This is a genomic window from Flavobacterium aestivum, from assembly GCF_026870175.2.
Taxonomy (GTDB): Bacteria; Bacteroidota; Bacteroidia; order Flavobacteriales; family Flavobacteriaceae; genus Flavobacterium; species Flavobacterium aestivum.
Genome location: NZ_CP113977.2, coordinates 1,729,645 through 1,749,481 on the forward strand (window position 1 = coordinate 1,729,645; position 19,837 = coordinate 1,749,481).

Sequence of the window (19,837 nt, forward strand, 5' to 3'; positions counted from 1 at the left end):
TAGGAAATAATGGCAATTTTTTTGTTTAGGAATTAAGGCTTTTCTCTACCTATAAATCTTTCTTTACCAGTCAGGAAGTTTATGGCTCTTGTGATGTTTTTATCGAGGGTTTCTTTGGTTTTTAGTCTTGATAAATACCGTATAATTTCCTGTTGTAGAGAAGTGGATAATTGTTCAAAGACCAAATTTGCTTCTTGATTAGCTTTTAGTGCTGTTGCAAAATCATCAGACATTTCAATTGCTCTGCTTTCAGGATCAAATGAAACGGTAATTGAAATGATTTCCCCAATTCGTTTTGGGGAATTTTTTAGCATGGTAGTATTTATGTATAGCCGCCATTCACCACTGTACTTCACCAGAGTTTGTTTATATGGGTGGTTGTTAATAGTACCTCTTATAGGAATGTGGCCTTTGTCCTTACCTGCTTGCTCAAAAATGCTTTTGAGGATTTTATCGGGAACAAAAACGAACGGGTTTATCCCGATAATTTCAATTTTTGCTTCAAATGTTATTGTATTGTGTTGTTTCATCTTTTGGATTATGGTTCGATTTCGAACGCTTATGATTTAAATTCGAGTTATCGGTTAGAGAAGAAATTTACTGTAGCAGCGTGAGATCGGGGAGCGCTTTTCTAAAATAAAATGTAGTTTAATGCGTCTCTTAAGTAGCTATTATCTCTTTGTGCTTTTATTCTCAATATTTTTTTTAAGATCTATTAACCGTTGTTTTACATTAGTTTGTAAATTATTCTTTGCAAATTTTGTAAATAGGTTAAACGGAAATCTTAGCGAAAATGAATATAGAAAAACTACTTCTGTTTTATCATTAGGTATTTCATTAAATGTCCATGAACCTAAAAAGGATTTGAATATAAAAGGTCCTTTGGTCATTTTTATAGCAGTGACTTTTGGTCGGTTGTAAGTCACATATTCGGTTACCATACCCATTCCGTTTTTAGCAACACAGTATGCTTTAACTCCTTTTTCTGCTTTGATAGCTCCTTCAATTAAGTCTGCTTTTTTTAAAAATGTATCCCAATTTAACCGTTTATTATAGTTTTGAGTATAATCGAAAACAGACTCTGGTTTTTCGAGAATTAATATAGATTCTGTAAATTTTGTGGCTTTCATTTATTCTAAGGTATGATTACAAATCGGTGTTATGTTTTCGAGAGAAAATTTACGATATGTTTGCGAGCGGATTCACTCCGATAATTTCAATTTTTGCTTCAAATGTTATTGCATTATGTTGTTTCATCTTATGGTTTGTGATGAAGTTAAGCTTTATTTTTTTATTGATGATAGCTAGGGTTTACAATTTTTATTGAATCTTATGATTATTGTACTATTCTTCTACTTTTTCGGGTTCAATCATTTCTATCCAGGAAAGGAAAAATTTATAGCCCAAGGTCAGGATAACAGCACCTAGGAATAAGCCAATGAATCCGTTGTATATGAAACCTCCAATGGCGCCAAGAAATATTACGAGCATTGGAGCAGGTGGATTCCCTCTTCCCAAAAAGATTGGTTTCAGGATATTATCAGAAACCAAGGTGATACCTATCCAAATGGCAAGAATAGTAGCTGTAGTAGTATCGGTAACCGAAAACATATAGATAACAACAGGAATGGCAATAGGACCAATACCTACTTGTATGGTAGCAAGGATAAGACAGATAATAGTAAAAATTCCAGCAAAAGGTACGCCTGCTAAAAAGAATCCTACTCCAACCATTAATGATTGAATTAAGGCTACTCCCAAAAATCCTTTTACAACATTGCGAATGGTGGCAACGGTGATAAAAGCGTAGTGTTCGCCATTTTTACCTATTAATTTGATGAAGATATTTTTAGAAACCGATGTTAAGGATTCAGAATACAATAATAATCCCATAGCAATGATAATGGATATGATGAATTGTAAGATGCCTTTTCCTATTCCTGCCAAGGCAAGTAATAACCATTCGCCAACTACTTTTAACTGGTCAGAATATTTAATTATGACCTTAGAAACGTCTACTGAGGCAGTTTGCCAAATCTCTAGTATGGGTTTCGTGATAGTGGGCCAGTTCTTGGTGCTTTCTCCCGGTGGTGGAATCAGGTGCCCGTTTGATTGGTAGGAAGTGGTAAAGTTATTGATCTCTTCATATAAGGATTGGGTTACCAATATGCTGGGAATTACTAAAATGCTGATTAATAGTAAAGCCATAAAAATAATGGCAAAAATCTTTTTGCCTCTAAATATTTTAACTATCGATTCGTATATGGGACTCATAGCCACGGCAATAACAATAGCCCATACAATGATTAAAACAAAGGGTTTCAGGATGTCATAACACCAACCGATTAACAAAAATAGTACTCCAAGGCGTATAATGGTGTCTGCTATTTTTTCGAAATTAAAACTGTTGAAATTTGAGTTGTTTTGATTCATAAGCGGATATTTTTTGATGAATAAAAAAACAGAAAATTATTATTAAGCTAATCTAGTTAAATTGTAGTAATTATCAGTATTAAATAATGATGTCTTTTGTGATAAATTTATGGTTTTTGAAATACTAATTTAACCTCGGTTGGTTACATACTTTTAAATTAGGGAGTGAGAAGCTACTTTTTTATGCTAAAATTTTCCAAAAAAATGGTTTGTTACCAGATGAATTAAATCTCGGTTTCGTATTTTTACTAGATTGATATTTTTGTGTAGATCAAGGATTTAATCAGTATATTTCAGTTAGATCAAATTCTATAAGCTATAAAAGGGATTAGATGCAATGTGTATATTGTAAAATTGATTGGTAATGGTCAATAAAGATGTGTAAATTCCATATTCGATAAAAAACAAAAATTATTTGCATATGAAAATAGCGCTTTATTCTAATGAATTTCCGCCTAATATTTATGGTGGAGCTGGAGTTCATATTGATTTTTTAAGTCAAGAATTGGCTAAACTAACTCAAGTTGAAGTTAAGTGTTTTGGTGACCAAAATGAAGACAAGGGATCCATGCATATTGAAGGAATTAATTCTTGTTTGAATAAGAGTGATGATCCCGAAAACGAGCACATTAAGATGTTTCATAATTTAAGTAGAAATGTCGAGATGGCACAAGCGACTCCAGATGCAGATATTATTCATTGCCATACTTGGTATACGCATTTGGCGGGAGTCTTTAGCAGAGAATTATTGCAAGTACCGTTGATATTGACAGCGCATAGTTTAGAAACACATCGCCCTTGGAAATATGAACAATTAGGGAATGGCTATTTTATGTCCAGATGGCTTGAAGCCAATGCCTATAAAACTGCGGATGGTGTGATAGCGGTAAGCGAACAAATGAAAAAAGATGTCATTGAAGCCTATGGAGTAGATCCCAATAAAGTTACTGTAATCCATAACGGAATTGATTCTGAGTTTTACAAACCAACTTTTGATGATAATATATTGGCAGAATACGGGATTGATCCAAATATTCCGTTTGTGCTTTTTGTAGGTCGAATTACACGTCAAAAAGGAATTTCGTTATTAGTAGAAGCAGCTCAACATTTTAATAGAAATTGTCAAATTGTACTTTGTGCCGGTGCTCCCGATACTGATGAAATTGCTGTTGAAACTGCAATGCTTATTAATCAGCTTAAGGCGAAAAGAGATGGGGTGATTTTAATTGCAGAAATGCTGCCTCGTGAAAAAGTCAAAGTGTTATATAGTCATGCCAGAGTTTTTGCTTGTCCCTCGTTGTATGAACCTTTTGGAATTATCAATCTAGAAGCTATGGCATGCGGAACACCAGTAGTGGGAAGTCATGTGGGCGGAATTCCTGAAATAGTGGTAGAAGGAGAAACAGGATTTTTGATTCCGTTTGAAAGTTTTTCGAGGACAGATCTTAATCCAACTGACCCGAGAAGTTTTGAGAAAGCATTTGCTGCGAAAGTGAATATATTGCTGGATAATGAAAAATTAGCAACAACTATGGGTAAAGCGGGGCGAGTTCGTGTTTTAAAACAATTTAACTGGGAATCTATAGCTAGAATAACGTTTTGCTATTATCAGGAAGTAATTGCCAGATTTCAAAAAGAACAGGTTTAAATAAATGTCTAACCACAAAGTGTACAAAATATTTGCAAAGGTTTGTGAGCCTTGAGATTTTCAATGTACACTTTGTGGTTATAATTTTTATTCAATTTCCTCTAAATAAATTATTTTTTTAGAAACGGTTCCTCTTTCAAATAAACGTATGAATTTGAAAGCACTACTAACAAAATATCCAGGATTTGAAATTAATCGGGCTACTTCAGTGATTTTGACATCTCTCTCCTGTATGGTGGCTTCTCTTTGATGTTCCGGAAGAGCCACAAACTCATTAGCAAATTTCCAAGCGCCATCTCTTGCAGTTTTCATGCTAAAGTCAATAACGATATTGTCAATTTTACCCAATACTTTTAAAACAATAGTCATAGCAGGCCAAATTTTAGTTAAGGCTTTTTCTACGTTAGCCACGAGATCACTAAGAATGGTATTGATTTGATCGAAGTCTGATTTTAAGGTTTCAATGTTTTCTACAGTACTAACACGGGCAGAGGCTATTCCCAGATCTAGATTTACGTGAGCGTTGATTCCGAGTAATAGATGTTGCACAACGATAGGCCAAAAGATTTCGGTTTTTTGAAAAGAGAATTCCCAACACCCGGAAGGTTTTTCGTTTTTTTGGTATTGATAATAGGCGTCTAAATACCGATTAGCAAAAATAACATCCAGTTTTTCCATTCTTGGTCCATCTTGAAACAAACCATTGGCGATTCCATCTCTTATCTTATAAGTTACTTCTCGATACAATGCGGTAAATAAACCTATGGCACTTTGTTCTTGTTTTGATGTTTCTATTATTTCATCCAAAAACTGAATGACTTCCTCTATGGTGTTGGCTTGTTTCATACTCATCGATTTTTTAATGCTGTGTTGAATTATGCTATGGGTCAAGTCTAAAATCAAAACAATATTTAGTTCGATGTTTTTATAGAAGCTTAAACCGAAAAATTATGGTGGCGAATATAATTCATTTTTCGGTTTGTTAAGCTGTTTTTTCTTACGTATTTCATTTGTGAAATTTGTTATTTGATTGTCATTGATAGTTGTTTCTACAAGTCATTCGGCACTATTGATTTTTTAGAAGAAGTGTCTTTGTTGTAGTTTAAATCTGTATATATTTACGTTCGAAATAATAAAAAACGGCTTGGCTGTATGTCTTCAAGATTTACAAGTGCTGACCAATAATTTAAAATAAAAAAGAACATGAAAAACAATTGGATTCATCATCCTGTAATTTTAAAAGGCAATGAAGTAGAATTGATTCCTTTGGAGTCAGCACATTTAGATAGTTTGTTTCTTGCGGCATCTAATAAAGAAATCTGGGAACTAACATCTGTAGATTATTCTGTTAAGGAAATTTTTTATCCAAATTTCAATAGTGCTTTGAATGAAAGAGAGAACGGGAGCGTTTATCCTTTTGTAATAATTCACAAAAGTTCTAATACAATTATAGGAACTACAAGATTACTTGAAATATGTCCCAATGACAAGAAAATAGAAATAGGGGTTACCTGGATTATGAAAGAGTTTTGGGGAACAACCGTAAACTTAGAAAGCAAATTGTTATTACTAGACTATTGTTTTAAAACTTTAGAAGCGAATAGAGTTCAGTTTAGGGCAAAAGATAATAATCTGCGATCAAGAAGAGCAATAGAAAAGATTGGCGGAGTGTTTGAAGGAATTTTGAGAAAAGATAAAATCGAACCTAATGGAGTACCAAGAAACACGGCTTTTTACAGTATTTTGAATAATGAATGGGAAAAAGCAAAGGAGAGTATTGAGGAACAAATAGCTGTGAAAGTTTAATTCAGAAGTTTTGAATAAAAAATATTAGCTCTATCTGAATTTATTAAAATTTCCGAAGTAGTATTCAATAGGATCGATAAAGTTTGCGTTTGAGAAAAGTTTTATTTGAGATAATTAGTACAGAAAATGTAACAATTTATAACAAAGGAGTCTAACTGTACATTAACTTAAAATAATCAACTAAAATGGTAACAGAAATTCGAACATACAAATTAAAAAAAGGGTTAAGTGAAGACTTTCAAAAAATATTTATAGAAGTAGGCTTGCCAATGTTAAAACGGTGGAAAGTAAATGTGGTAGATTATGGCCTGTCATTAGTCGATAATGAAAGTTTTTATGTTATAAGAGGTTATGATAGTGTTGAACAACGTAAAAAAAGTCAAGAGGAGTTCTACGGTAGTGATGAATGGATCAACGGACCAAATGATTCCGTAATGAATTGTATTGAGACCTATAATACGGTAGTAATAGAAAATGAAAAACTATCGATAACTAGATTATCGAGCGATTTAGAATAAAGAAAAAATGAATTAAAAAGACTTATTGTCAATTAAATTAAAATAGAATTTGAGCCCTGAACGAATAAGTTTCAGGGCTTTTTTTTGCTTAAATCTGAGCTATTGGCATACTGTTTTTTGAGAGAAGAGGTCTTGTCTGCGCGCTTTTTTTTTAAAATAAGCTCGTTTGCTCCTCATTTTGAGTCTTTTTGATAAAAAACTAAGTGGGTAAGATAGTATTGCTGGTTTATTTTGCCTCTTGAAGTAATCATTTAAATATTTTGTTATTTTTTTTGAATGTATTTTTTTAAGTGTAATTTATTACTAAATATATAATCAATTGCTTTAAATGGTAAAATAAATTCAAAAGATAATATAGTATCAAAAAATAGAATATTTATTTTTGACTTATTTTCTTATAAAATATAATTTGTAATATTTTAGATGTCAAAAAGTTTGTTTTTTGCGATTTTATTGGGTTTTAATCCAGTAAAATCAATACTTGATGAAAAATAAAGTGAATGGCGAAAATTGAGATTATAATTAAATGATGAAATATTAACATAAATATTGATTTGATGTAAAGGTGTTTTACGTAACTTTACGAAGTCTTTTATTTACAAAAGATATCTATTTATTAATATTAAACTTATAATTTATGAAGCATTCTTTATTTTTGAAAAAGCTTTATGACATCAAGTTTTCGCTATCCTTGTTCTTTGTTATAGGACTCGGTATTCTAAAAGTTGATGCACAAGCCCCCCCTTCGTTTACCTACGAAGTTTACAAATCGGGATTCGATCAGGCAGTTGGTTCTGTTTTTGATGCCCAAAACAATCTTTATGTCTGGGAAAAGTCTGGAAGGATTTGGCGAATTGCACCAAATCAAGAAAGGACTGGTTCTACGCCATTGATTGATTTATCGGATGAGGTATACAACTTAGACGATCACGGATTATTGGGATTTGCTCTGGATCCTCAATTTGCGAGTAACGGATATGTTTACCTATGGTACTCAGTAGAGCGTTCTGTTTTGTATAATGAACCAGGAATTCCAAAAGATTCTGCTGGAGCTACACAAGGAAGATGTACTCGTTATACGGTAATTAACGGAGTTGCCGATTTGAATTCCAGAAAAGTCTTGCTAGGAGCTGTAAAAGGAGATGGACCACCTATTATGGGTATTACACATGGTGTGGGTAGTTGTTTCTTTGGGAACGATGGTTCGTTGATGCTTACAGTGGGAGATGGTTCCTTAGGAGATGCTTATGGTCCAGAGGGTATTTCCAGAGGAGTTATTACACAGGAAATGTCTAATCTATTACAGCTTAGATCTCAGAACATCAATTCATTTAGTGGTAAAATATTGCGTCTAAATAAAGAAACAGGAGAAGGTATTCCTAGTAATCCTTATTATGATGCTTCTATTCCAAAAAGCCCTAAATCTATTATGTATGCCAGTGGGTTGAGAAATCCTTATAGAGCAACATGTATTCCTAATACTGCTTTAGGAGCTAACCACCCTGGTTTTGTATTGATAAGTGATACAGGAGAGAACACTTGGGAAGAAGTGGCTCTTTATACCAATTTTGCGGATAACGGAGGATGGCCTTATTACGAAGGTTTTGATCGCGGAAGAGTAAACGGACAAATAGCTTACCCTCTTCCAGTACCAGCCGTTAATTTTAGAAGTCCTTTGTATTCATGGCCTCATCCATTTAACCCAGTAGAAAATGGTAATGTTGGGAAAATAAGAGTAAATGGTCAGCCAGTACTTGTGACAGCCCTAAATAACTCACCAAATTATGAAGGTACCTCTTCTACCGGGAATACTTTTTATCCAGACGGAATTATAAATGACAGATATAATAATCTTCTTGATAATGCAGTTCTGGTAGCAGATTATACTCAAGACAAAGTAAGAGCAATTTTGTATAATGGAGTTAATGGGGTTGTGGATTTCGAAAATCCAAAAGGTATTATAGGAGCAGGTACCCGTGGAGGTGTTGTGAGTTTGCAAACCAATCCTTATGATGGTTATATCTACGCAGTAGATTACACAGGAAGTATATGCCGTTTAAAATTGGCAGGAAATGCAGTTCCGGTGGCAAATATTAGAACATCTTCGCCAACTTCTTCAGCTACAAATAGTATTAGTGTACAATTATACAGCGATCAATCGTATGATGCTGATGACGTACAACTTTCTTATTTCTGGGATTTTGGAGACGGACAGACTTCTACATTGATTAATCCTGCACATACATTTACAACAGGTGGCAATGCGCCAGAATATAGAACTGTTACACTTACAGTAAGAGATCCTCATAATAATGTTGGTACGACTACATTGAGAGTGAATTTAAATAATTTACCTCCGGTAATTCCGGCTATTATAATCAAAGACAGTAATAACAATGAAGTAAATAGTATTGGTATAGGTACAGGATATCCAAGGTTTTTAAACGTAACTTTTGATACTAATGCATATGATGATCATGATGCAGCCACTGATCTTACTTATGAATGGTCTTTGAACAGACATCATAACAGTCACGTACACGCAGGTAGTAAAATCACAACAAAATCAGGTACATTTTTATTAGAGCCTGAAGGAGGTTGTGGAGAAGGTGCTACTTATTGGTTCCAAGTAGTAGTAAAAATAACAGATCGTAATGGTGCAGTAAGTACACTGCAAAAAAATATTTATCAAAGATGTACAGATTTGCTTCAGCAGACTATAACAGTACCGCCAGTTGCCAATAAATATTTATCAGAAACAAGTTTTGCTTTAAATGGTACCAGTACTTCTGGTTTGCCAGTAGATTATTTTAGAGTTTCAGGACCTGTAACAATCAATTCACTTACAGGAATAGTGACCCTAACAGGTATTCCGGGTCCTGTAGAAATTGTTGCAGTACAAGCGGGTAATGCACAATATGGTAATGCATATCCAGTATCTATTAAATTTGATGTTATAGGACAGCCTAAAATTATAAGTACTACAGAAGGTTCAAGATGTGGAGCTGGACCAGTAACTTTAAGTGCTACTGCAACATCTGGTACTTTGGCATGGTATAATGTAGAAACAGGAGGATCTCCAATTGCAACAGGTAATTCTTTTACAACTAATATTACCCAAACAACTACATACTATGTTGTAGCAACAGATAATGGCGTTCCTTCTGCAAGAGTACCAGTATTGGCTAAAATAGCAGGAAAATCTCTTCCATTTACTGAAGACTTCCAAGGGAATGGATTGCCAGAAGGATGGACGGTTCTGAATACAAACGACCCAAGCAAAACATGGTTACAAAGAAACTACGGAAGAGGTAACGAAGCGACTAAAAAATCTTTTGCTTACTATAATTACTATGGAAGTCCTGATTTTGTAAATAATCAAGTTGTAGAACAAGATGAATTACGTACACCGGGAATTGACCTTTCCAGAGCTAATGCAGCATTGTTAAACTTTGATTTAGCCTATGCTTACAATAATGCGGATGATGGATTAACGGTATTGGTGTCTACTGATTGTGGTTATACTTTTACTAAAACCAGTTATGAAGTAAAAGGTATAAATCTTGCAACAGCAGGAAATAATAACAGTAGTTTTTATCCAAATTATGATAATGAATGGAGACAATGTTCAGTAGACTTAACGGCTTACATTGGTAATCCGAATGTTATTGTAGCGTTTAGAAACACTCCTGCTTATGGAAATAATATTTATATCGACAATGTAAAAGTTACGAACGAAGTGATGGCTCCAGTAGCTTCTTTTACATCACCTAATAAGATATGTGTAGGACAGTCAACTACATTTAATAATACTTCAGTAGGTGGAGGTACTTTGACTTATTCGTGGACTTTTAGAGGTGATCAAGGTGCCGTTCCAAGTATTACAACATCAACTCTTAAAAATCCAAGTGTTACTTATGGTGGAATAGGATGGGCAATGACTACATTGACAGTTTCGAATTCTAGAGGAACCAGTCAGGTATTTACTTCACCATGGATTTATGTAGACCAATGTCCAGTTGATACACAAAAACCAAGTACTCCAGTTTTATCAAAAACAGGAATTGCTCTTAATTGGACAGCTTCTACAGATAATGTTCAAGTTACAGGTTATGATATTTTCAAAGATAATGTTCTTTTAGCTTCTATCAACGGAACCAGCTATACACCAACTGGTTTAGTAAATGGAATAACTTACAGATTCAAAGTTAGAGCTAAAGATGCAGCTAATAATTTATCTGATTTTAGTAATGAGGTTGATGTTACTTTTTCAAATGAAGTAGAAACTGCACCAGTTGCTAATTTTACAAGTCCTGCTGAGATTTGTTCTGGACAATCAGCTACTTTTACTGATAGTTCTACAGGTGGTAATTTAACTTATTTATGGACTTTTAGAGGAGATCAAGGTGCCGTTCCAAATATTACAACATCAGCACTTAAAAATCCTAGTATTACTTGTAGCGGAACAGGATGGGTATTGGTTTCATTGTCAGTAACAAATTCAAAAGGAAACAATTTAAAATATTCTAATTGGATTCAGTTAAAAACTTGTGCAGATACACAAAAACCTAGTACTCCGGTTTTATCAAAAACAGGAACTACTCTTAATTGGACAGCTTCTACAGATAATGTTCAAGTTACAGGTTATGATATTTTCAGAGATAATGTTCTATTAGCTTCTATCAATGATATAACTTATACACCTACAGGTTTAGTAAATGGTACCACTTATAGATTCAAAGTTAGAGCTAAAGATGCAGCTAATAATTTATCTGATTTTAGCAATGAGATTGATATTACTGCAAGTGAAGTAGAAACTGTACCAGTTGCCAATTTCACTAGTCCTGCTGATATTTGTTCTGGACAATCAGTTACTTTTACTGACAGTTCAACAGGTGGTAATTTAACTTATTTGTGGGCTTTTAGAGGAGATCAAGGAGCTGTACCAAATATTACAACATCAGCACTTAGAAATCCTAGTATTACTTGTAGCGGAACCGGATGGGTATTGGTTTCATTGTCAGTAACTAATTCAAAAGGAAACAATTTAAAATATTCTAATTGGATTCAGTTAAAAACTTGTTCAAATGGTGGTGGTCAACAAGGATCAGTAGTGCCAGTGGCATCATTTACAATTCCATCAAGAATTTGTATTGGTCAATCTGCAGTATTTGCAAATACCTCAACAGTAGACAATGCTAATACTTATTTATGGACTTTTATAGGTCCTAATTCTGAGACTTTAGCAACGCAGACAACAAGGGATGCAAATTATGTATTTCCATTTAACAACGGAACTTGGGTAAAAATCAAACTTAAAGTTACTAACTCAGTTGGAAGTAGTGAAAAAGAGTCTGAATGGATTTTAACTCAAAACTGTACTACTGCAAAATTAGTAAGTCAAAAATCTGTTGTTGAGGTAAATAATATCAAAGTAGACGATGTAATCGAAACAAATGATATTGTATTGTCTCCAAACCCAAACAAAGGTTTGTTAAACATAAGCTCTACTCAAAGTGATATTACCAAAGTAAATATTTTTGATGCAGTAGGGAAATTAGTTTTCGAGACTGCTAATGAAAATAAAGGTAGAGCAACTCAGTTAGATCTTGCGCACTTGACAGATGGTGTGTATGTTGTGATTGTAAATACTACCGACAAAAGTTTTAGCAAGAAGATTGTTATTAAGAAATAAATAAGGTTCTTTTTATAATTAGTTTTGAAGACCGCTCTTTCTATCCAGAAAGGGCGGTTTTTTTGTATGATACCTTCAAGTATTGTAATGGTATCTTTCTATAGAGATAATTGTTTTGGGAAGGATTTTACAAATGAAATAAATCAAAAAAGCCTCTCTACATTCGGACTTGCCCAACGAGAAACCGGCGAAGCAATTTCCATAAGGAATTCCATAGTGCTGTTTTTTTAAATTAATGAATGAAGAAATTACTCATAGAGAGCTAATGAAGTATTTTTCTGTAGTACAAATACAGTATATTTGTTTTTTAAAAGTAATAAACGAAGTATCCAATGAGCTTGCTTTTATAACGTAAGTAGTAGTTAAAATAGGATTGTAGTTCTTGATAAATTAATACCATTCCTAAGTTTTGGAAACTTTTAATATATGAACCCCCATATTATAGAATACAGCAAATGAAGAAATTTATATTAGTTATTGTTTTATTATCTGTTGGTTTATCTTCTTGTAAGGATAATGCAGAGAAAAAAGAATCTCAAACGAGAAGCCAAAAGAGCGGACAGGATGAAAATGAAAAAAAATACAGCAGCAATTTTGAAAAGGAAATTGAAACAGATGGTCTAACCACATTGTATGCCGCATTCAATGAGAATAGTTCTGAAGGAATAAGGATTTCGACCAATAAATCAAATGGAGATAATAAGTTTTTTCTTTCTGAGGATAAGAATTTTATTCTTGTTTCAAAATATAAAAAAATTGAAAAGCATTTTAAACTTATTCAAAAAGATACCTTACTCACCAATGAATTTACATATGCAGCGATAGATCCTAAAAGTCTTGAAAAAAAGAGGATTGGAAATAAAGATTTTATTCTCCTGTCGGTTCGGGAACAATTTATGGGCAATGCTGTTACAGAAGTAAGTGTGACTTTTTTTATGCTGGATATTGATAGTTTTAAATCGTATACTCTTTTATATAGTGGTGAATATTCTTTGAGATGTAGCGATGAATGTATAGATGGAGAATTCTCTCAAAATAAAGATTTGGATTCAAAACCCGAAATAAAAAACGCTCTCTACCAATTAGCTGATAAAAGCAAATGGATTTACCATCCTTCTCAAAAAGAACTAAATAAGTCGTATTATAAAAATTATGAGCAAAAATGGTATACAGACAATAAAACAGATAATCACCTGGCAAATGGACATTCAGATATTCCGGAAGTAATATATAGTACTTATTATAAAGATGATATTTTTAAATTCACAGGCGCTGTTGAAGATGAGGGAATTTTAGAAAATAATCGTTATAAAGTAGTAAACTTTTCTCGAGGGAATATTTTAGGATATGATAAAAGTAAGCAATTGTATTTTCCGATTTATGTAGAAAGTTGTGTTACAGGATGCGGTAAAACTGTAGAGTTTATTTCAACAAATGAAATTAAAGTAGTTTATGATGAATGTTCAGAAAAAGAGGTTTCTATTATTAATCTTGATGAAGTGAAATTCTGAAACAAATATTTACTATAACTAACTGTATAAACTTCTTTTAAGATCGCTATGAAAAGTATAATTTACACTTTTTTAATTCTTTTTTTGATTTCTTGTAATGATAAAAAACAGGAACAGTTAGAAAAAAGCGAAAGAATAGTTGATAGAACTCATGAAATTAAAAAATCAGAAAGTGCATCAAAATACCAAGATACCTTAAAAATAAAATATCAAGAACATAAAGATTTACTTGATATTTTGACTGTTTTGCCCGACAGTACAATGGAAAGTTGGGGATGGGAAGCAAATGAAAGAGTGGAATTTGTAAAAACAATAAAAAAGAACAATTGTATAATTGGCACTAATGAGCATTTTTCAAATATAGCATTGATTAAGCCTAATACGATGGAAATTCAGGTAGTTGATGGTCGTTGGACGTTGTCAATTTATGAAATAAAGCCAAGCAATTACATTGTAATAACAGATGATATTGTTGGAGACGGAAACGATATAAAATGTTTTGAATATGATAATGGAAAATTAGTCTATATAAAAATGGAGAACTTGTTCGGCGATTTTTTTACAGATTTGTTAATTGATAAAGAGAATTCCAGATGTGTTGAATTGTTAGACGATAACAAAATTGGATTTGAGTATAATTTTAAAAATGCAATAAATGTAGAAATAAGCAATTCATTTTACTTAAAAGAAAACGAAAATGGTGATTGTTTAAAAGGGAATATCTTGAAATATCAGTTTAACAAAAAGACAAGAAAATTTGATTTGTTGAAAATAGATTGGATAGAATCAAAAAAGTAATAATGTTTTAGATAATTGTCGTAAAAATAGAATTGCTTAATTGAATCTTTAAGATTGGCATTGTTTAAAAAATGAAAAGAGGGCAATGAACATGTTAATGATACCAATAATATACCTAAAAAATACTTTAAAAATGAAATGTTATTTATTTGTAGTGCTGTTATCAATTTATTCAAATGTTTTTGGGCAAGAGAAGTTTAGGATAAAAGAAGTAGAAACAGGAAATGGGAAAACCATTTATTATATGGTTAACGAAAAGGGGAAATCCATTAAAGAACTGGATAGTACTAAATATACTATTTCTATGAATGCTGACGATTATCTGTACTTCGCGATTTTTCATATAAAAGGAGAAAAGGGGTGGTCAGCAATTGATAGTAATGAAAATGTTTTGTTTGAGGTTTATAATACTAGTTTTGGTGAGCCTTCACCAGATGAAATAATTGAGAAGAAAATAAGGATTGTTGATGAAAATGATAAAATAGGATTTGCCGATTATAAAGGAAAGATCATTATAAAACCTCAATTTGAAATAGCATCTTCTTTCCATAAAGGCAAAGCAATTATAGGACAAAGTTGTGATAAAATTCCTTGGGATAAACATGTTGATGAAAATGGATGTCATCATTACTCAGTAGTGTGTGATAAGCAAGGATATATTGATGAAAGCGGAAGGATTATACTATTGGGGGATTATACTTTTGAAGAGATACAAAAGAAAATACATTGGAAACGACCAGATTAAAATGAATGCTTTTAATCACATTTTATCAACTCATCAGAACTAAAAAAGTCTCTCAACATTTCCAGTTGAGAGACTTTTTTTGAATTTATTTTCTGTGTATCTTATTTAATGTCCTTTGATTTATATTTTACAAATCCACCTGAATTCCCATTTCGGTCAATAGATTGTTGCACGATAAGATTCCCAATGTCTATCATATTGTTCAATTCATATAAATCAGTGCAAACAAGATAATTTTTTATAGTGTCATCTATTTCGTCTTGCATGATTTTGAGTTGCTCTTTGGCTTTCAGTAAATCTGAATCAAACCGAACGATTCCCGCGTTTTGACGCATCAAAAACTGTAGATTCGCTTTTATTTTGGCAATATATTCGGGAGCAATTTTTGTTTTAGATTTGGTAACCCATTCAGGAATGATAGTTTTTGTTTTTGGGGTAATAAATGGATTCTCTGCCAGATAATGGTAAATTTTATCGGAGTAAACCAAAGCTTCCAATAGAGAGTTTGAAGCCAGTCTGTTGGCGCCATGTAATCCAGTTCTGGAGCATTCCCCACAAGCAAATAAATTTTCTATAGAAGTCTTACCGTTGATATCTACTACAATTCCGCCACATAAATAATGTTGGGCAGGAACAACAGGAATCCAATCTTTTTCAAGGTCAACCCCTACTTTTTTGCAATAGGAATAAATCATTGGGAAGTGATTTTTAAAAGCTTCCATTTCTAGATGAGTGCAGTCTAGATAGACACACTCGTCACCAGATTTTTTGAGTTCCAAATCAATACTTTGTGATACAATATCTCTAGAGGCAAGATCACCTCGGGAATCATAATTATGCATGAATAATTCCCCTTTTTTGGTTCTCAACCGGGCACCAAAACCACGAACAGCTTCGGATATTAAAAATTTTGAACCAGTAGTATTATCATATAAGGCAGTTGGATGAAATTGAATAAATTCCATGTCCTTTATGACAGCATTAGCGCGATAGGCCATTGCAATTCCGTCACCTGTGGCAATAATAGGATTGGTGGTGTGACCATATATATGGCCAATGCCACCAGTTGCCAATAAGGTAAAATCGGATTGATAAGCAATTATCTCGTTTGTTTTTTCGTCAAGAGCATAAGCTCCTACGCAACGATTATCTTGAGTGATCAACTCTAAGGCAAAGTAATGATCCAAAACAGTAATGTTTTCTTTGAGCATTACCTGTCCCAAAATAGCACGTTGAATTTCGGAACCAGTTTGGTCTTTATGATGTACCACTCTATTTTCGGAATGACCACCTTCTTTACCTAAGTCAAAAGCACCTTTAGCATTTTTATCAAATTGTGCTCCCCATTCTATCAGTTCTTTCAGGCGTTTTGGACCTTCGGTGACAACCATTTTTACGACTTCTTTATTACAGAGTCCGTCACCACAAATAAGGGTGTCCTCAATGTGTTTTTGATACGAATCTTCCGTTTTATCAGTAACAATGGCTATGCCGCCTTGGGCATATTTGGTGTTAGACTCTTCAGCGTTGGCTTTGGTAATAATGGTAATGGTTTTCTCAGGAAAACGATTGGCCATTTTAAGTGCAAATGTCAATCCGGCAACGCCTGAACCTATAACTAGATAATTGGTTGTAATCATTGATTAAGATAATTCGAGCATGCGTTCTATTGGGATTAATGCTTTTTCTCTAATGTCATCCGGAACATTAACTTCTGGAGTTTCATTCAATAGACAGTCATATACTTTTTGAAGTGTATTCATTTTCATATATCCACATTCGCTGCAAGCACAAGTATTATCTTCGTTAGACGGTGCTGGAATAAGGATTTTATTAGGAACTTCTTGTTTCATTTTATGCAAAATACCAGCTTCGGTTGCAACGATAAATTTGTTGCTAGGATTGGTTTTTACATAATTAATCATTCCCGCTGTAGATCCTATATAGTTTGCTGTTTTTAGAATATGCGTTTCAGACTCAGGATGAGCAATAATTTGAGCATCTGGGTTTTGTTTGTATAGAGCAATCAGCTTGTCTAGCGAGAATGCTTCGTGAACCACACAAGAACCATCCCAAAGTAGCATTTTTCTACCGGTTTGCTCCATTACATATTTTCCTAAATTTTTATCTGGGGCAAAAATAATAGGTTTGTCTTCTGGGATAGACTGTACAATTTTGACAGCATTAGAGGAAGTAACCACAATGTCTGTCAATGCTTTTACTTCGGCAGAGCAGTTTACATAAGTAACTACGATATGATCGGGATGCGCTTCCGTGAATTTTTTGAATAAATCAGGAGGGCAAGATTCGGCAAGGGAACAACCTGCTTTTAAATCAGGCAGAATTACTTTTTTAGTAGGATTTAAAATTTTGGCAGTTTCGGCCATAAAATGAACTCCGGCAAAAAGAATAATGTCAGCGTCAACTTTCATGGCTTCTTGAGACAATCCTAAGCTGTCACCTACATAATCTGCAACATCTTGAATATCGGATTCTTGATAATAATGGGCTAAGATTACCGCATTTTTCTCTTTTTTCAATTCCAATATACGTTCTTTAAGACTTTTCATTTTTAGAAACTTTAATTGTGTTTTCTTAATTGAAGATTATTTTTTCTGCAAAGATAAGGTAAAACTTTGAAGGTACCTCTTTCTAAAAGCTATAGAAAAGATTCTAAAATGAGGTTTTTGTTAAATATCTGTTTTTAGGCATTTTAAAATCTGCAAATGTATCCTAATATGTTTCTTTATAGTATGATATTTATCAGGTTTTAAGCTAATAAGTTTTTTGACATTTGCAGAAAGTTCATTAAACCAATAAAACGCATGATAACAAAAAAACCGCTACATACTTTCCATATTCCAGTAATGGGATTGGCTTATACCATTGATAGCCCGATACGTGTGGCACAATACGGAATCTCCTCTGTAGTTTCTATTATAGATGATGATTTAATAGAAAGAATGAATGCTTTTTATAGTGAAAAATTCAAAATGCCATACCAGGAAATTACAGAGAAGATTCATGATTACCGTGCGGAACGTGTGACTTCTTATTTGAATTTGATGGACACTATCGTAAAACAAAAATTCGAAAAATTTAAAGTAGAATTAGCAGAAAGCAAACAAGCTTTAGAGAATTATATTGCTATGTTGCCCAATAAATCGGAGATAAAAAAAGGGTTGCAGAATCTAATCGACGATGGAGTAGCATTTAAGGATAACATCAAGAATTATCTTGAAAATCACCTTTCGGCAGGAGAGATCGATGTCAATATCATGACAAAAGTAGATAAAGACAATTTTAATAAAGACGAGCAATTAGCGGTTGAATTTAATGATGCCCATGCTTCACTTCGTGGTTTTGCCAATAGTAATTTATCTTCATCAGTAGTACTTTCAGCGGGAATGAATCCTAGGCTGTATGCTTATTTCGAAAATTTCACTGCTTTCTATCCGGATGTTAATAATACATTACAAAAGAAAATTATTTTGAAAGTAAGTGATTTTCGTTCAGCTATGATTCAAGGGAATTTCTTGGCCAAAAAAGGACTGTGGGTTTCTGAATACAGAATAGAATCTGGTCTAAATTGTGGCGGACATGCCTTTGCAACAGATGGATATTTGTTGGGGCCAATTTTGGAAGAGTTCAAACAAAAGAAAGAACAATTAATTCAATCTGCCCACGAATTGATGGTTAAGGCATTGGATATAAAAGGGCTTCATGTGCCAGAAACTCCTTTGGAGTTAAAGATTACTGTGCAAGGAGGTGTTGGTACTGCCGAAGAGCATGATTTTTTATTAGAACATTATCAGGTAGATTCAGTAGGTTGGGGGTCTCCATTTTTGTTGGTTCCAGAAGCAACTTCTGTTGATGCAGAAACCAGAACATTATTGGAAAAAGCCAAAGAAGATGATTTCTATTTGAGCCATATTTCGCCTCTTGGAATTCCGTTCAATGCAGTAAAAGGAACCACGAATGAGTATTATAAACAAAAACGCATTCAGGAAGATAAAGCAGGAAGTTCATGCCCTAAAAAGTTCTTGGCCTTGAGCAAAGAATACGGACCAAAAGGTATGTGTCCCGCATCAAAGAAATATCAAGATTTAAAATTAGAAGAGTTGAATACCGAAAAGGATTCATTATCTAAAGAAGCTTTTGATAAGAGAAAAAACAGCATTACCGAGAAAGCATGCCTTTGTGTAGGTTTGGCTAATGCCTCTTATCTTGAAAACAACATAAAAATAAAGGGACAACCTCAAGGAGTAGTTATTTGTCCGGGACCTAATTTGGCTTATTTTGATAAAGAAGTTTCGCTTTTGGATATGGTAAAACACATTTATGGAAATGCTTCCGTATTGGGAAACAAAGAACGTCCAAATGTAATTATCAATGAATTGAAAATGTACATGGATTATCTAAAAAACGAAATCAATGAATTTTCAGAGCAAATTACAGCAGCTCAAACAAAGAAACTGAAAGCTTTCAAGAGTAATCTGAATGAAGGAATTGAATATTATCAATCATTGATGGCTTCCAATGATTGGTTTGAGAAAAGTAAACAAAACATCGAAAAACAGCTGAAGCAGTATAAAGAGGAACTGTTGGATCTTTGTATTCCGGAACAAGTAGCTGCAATAGCAGTTTAAATAATGAAATAGGCTTGATATAATCAAGCCTATT

At 33.3% G+C, this 19,837-nt stretch carries 14 protein-coding genes; 8 read left to right on the forward strand and 6 right to left on the reverse strand.

Going from position 1 to position 19,837, the window contains the following annotated elements; translation table 11 throughout:
* Positions 1 to 32: 32 nt before the first annotated feature.
* From OZP08_RS07600 to OZP08_RS07610, 3 genes are all read right to left on the reverse strand, one after another.
* Positions 33 to 530 carry a YdeI/OmpD-associated family protein gene (locus OZP08_RS07600; RefSeq protein ID WP_281323379.1) on the reverse strand — a complete coding sequence of 166 codons (498 nt, stop codon included), beginning with the start codon at positions 528 to 530 and terminating at the stop codon, positions 33 to 35.
* A gap of 141 nt (positions 531 to 671) precedes the next feature.
* Positions 672 to 1,130 (reverse strand): type II toxin-antitoxin system RatA family toxin, encoded by a 459-nt coding sequence (locus OZP08_RS07605; RefSeq protein ID WP_281323380.1) that lies wholly within the window; start codon positions 1,128 to 1,130, stop codon positions 672 to 674.
* A gap of 214 nt (positions 1,131 to 1,344) precedes the next feature.
* A complete protein-coding gene (locus tag OZP08_RS07610) occupies positions 1,345 to 2,433 on the reverse strand; it encodes an AI-2E family transporter (RefSeq protein WP_281323381.1) in 1,089 nt (362 codons plus the stop codon).
* Between the two features lie 421 nt (positions 2,434 to 2,854).
* Here OZP08_RS07610 and glgA point away from each other — a divergent pair, with 421 nt between their 5' ends.
* Positions 2,855 to 4,081 (forward strand): glycogen synthase, encoded by a 1,227-nt coding sequence (gene glgA, locus OZP08_RS07615; protein WP_281323382.1) that lies wholly within the window; start codon positions 2,855 to 2,857, stop codon positions 4,079 to 4,081.
* 87 nt (positions 4,082 to 4,168) lie between these two features.
* On the opposite strand, the gene OZP08_RS07620 is transcribed toward glgA, so the two are convergent.
* A complete protein-coding gene (locus OZP08_RS07620; RefSeq protein WP_268849031.1) occupies positions 4,169 to 4,927 on the reverse strand; it encodes a DUF5995 family protein in 759 nt (252 codons plus the stop codon).
* A gap of 357 nt (positions 4,928 to 5,284) precedes the next feature.
* Here OZP08_RS07620 and OZP08_RS07625 point away from each other — a divergent pair, with 357 nt between their 5' ends.
* From OZP08_RS07625 to OZP08_RS07650, 6 genes are all read left to right on the forward strand, one after another.
* On the forward strand, positions 5,285 to 5,887 hold the full coding sequence (locus OZP08_RS07625; RefSeq protein WP_268849032.1) for a GNAT family N-acetyltransferase: 603 nt from the start codon (positions 5,285 to 5,287) through the stop codon (positions 5,885 to 5,887).
* 185 nt (positions 5,888 to 6,072) lie between these two features.
* Positions 6,073 to 6,405 carry an NIPSNAP family protein gene (locus OZP08_RS07630; RefSeq protein ID WP_268849033.1) on the forward strand — a complete coding sequence of 111 codons (333 nt, stop codon included), beginning with the start codon at positions 6,073 to 6,075 and terminating at the stop codon, positions 6,403 to 6,405.
* A gap of 637 nt (positions 6,406 to 7,042) precedes the next feature.
* Entirely contained in the window at positions 7,043 to 12,100 is a 5,058-nt protein-coding gene (locus OZP08_RS07635; protein ID WP_281323383.1) for a PKD domain-containing protein, read from the forward strand.
* Between the two features lie 455 nt (positions 12,101 to 12,555).
* Positions 12,556 to 13,611: a hypothetical protein gene (locus OZP08_RS07640; protein ID WP_281323384.1), complete on the forward strand. Its 1,056-nt coding sequence runs from the start codon at positions 12,556 to 12,558 to the stop codon at positions 13,609 to 13,611.
* Between the two features lie 48 nt (positions 13,612 to 13,659).
* Positions 13,660 to 14,409: a hypothetical protein gene (locus tag OZP08_RS07645; protein ID WP_268849038.1), complete on the forward strand. Its 750-nt coding sequence runs from the start codon at positions 13,660 to 13,662 to the stop codon at positions 14,407 to 14,409.
* A gap of 133 nt (positions 14,410 to 14,542) precedes the next feature.
* Positions 14,543 to 15,154 carry a WG repeat-containing protein gene (locus OZP08_RS07650; protein ID WP_268849039.1) on the forward strand — a complete coding sequence of 204 codons (612 nt, stop codon included), beginning with the start codon at positions 14,543 to 14,545 and terminating at the stop codon, positions 15,152 to 15,154.
* A 101-nt stretch (positions 15,155 to 15,255) separates the two neighbouring features.
* Here the strand turns inward: OZP08_RS07650 and nadB are convergent, their stop codons facing one another.
* Together nadB and nadA are read right to left on the reverse strand one after the other, a co-directional pair.
* Positions 15,256 to 16,794: an L-aspartate oxidase gene (gene nadB / locus OZP08_RS07655; protein WP_281323385.1), complete on the reverse strand. Its 1,539-nt coding sequence runs from the start codon at positions 16,792 to 16,794 to the stop codon at positions 15,256 to 15,258.
* 3 nt (positions 16,795 to 16,797) lie between these two features.
* Positions 16,798 to 17,724: a quinolinate synthase NadA gene (nadA, locus tag OZP08_RS07660; RefSeq protein WP_268849040.1), complete on the reverse strand. Its 927-nt coding sequence runs from the start codon at positions 17,722 to 17,724 to the stop codon at positions 16,798 to 16,800.
* A gap of 255 nt (positions 17,725 to 17,979) precedes the next feature.
* Here nadA and OZP08_RS07665 point away from each other — a divergent pair, with 255 nt between their 5' ends.
* Positions 17,980 to 19,803, forward strand: a complete 1,824-nt coding sequence (locus tag OZP08_RS07665) for a hypothetical protein (protein WP_281323386.1) — start codon at positions 17,980 to 17,982, stop codon at positions 19,801 to 19,803.
* Positions 19,804 to 19,837 lie beyond the last annotated feature (34 nt).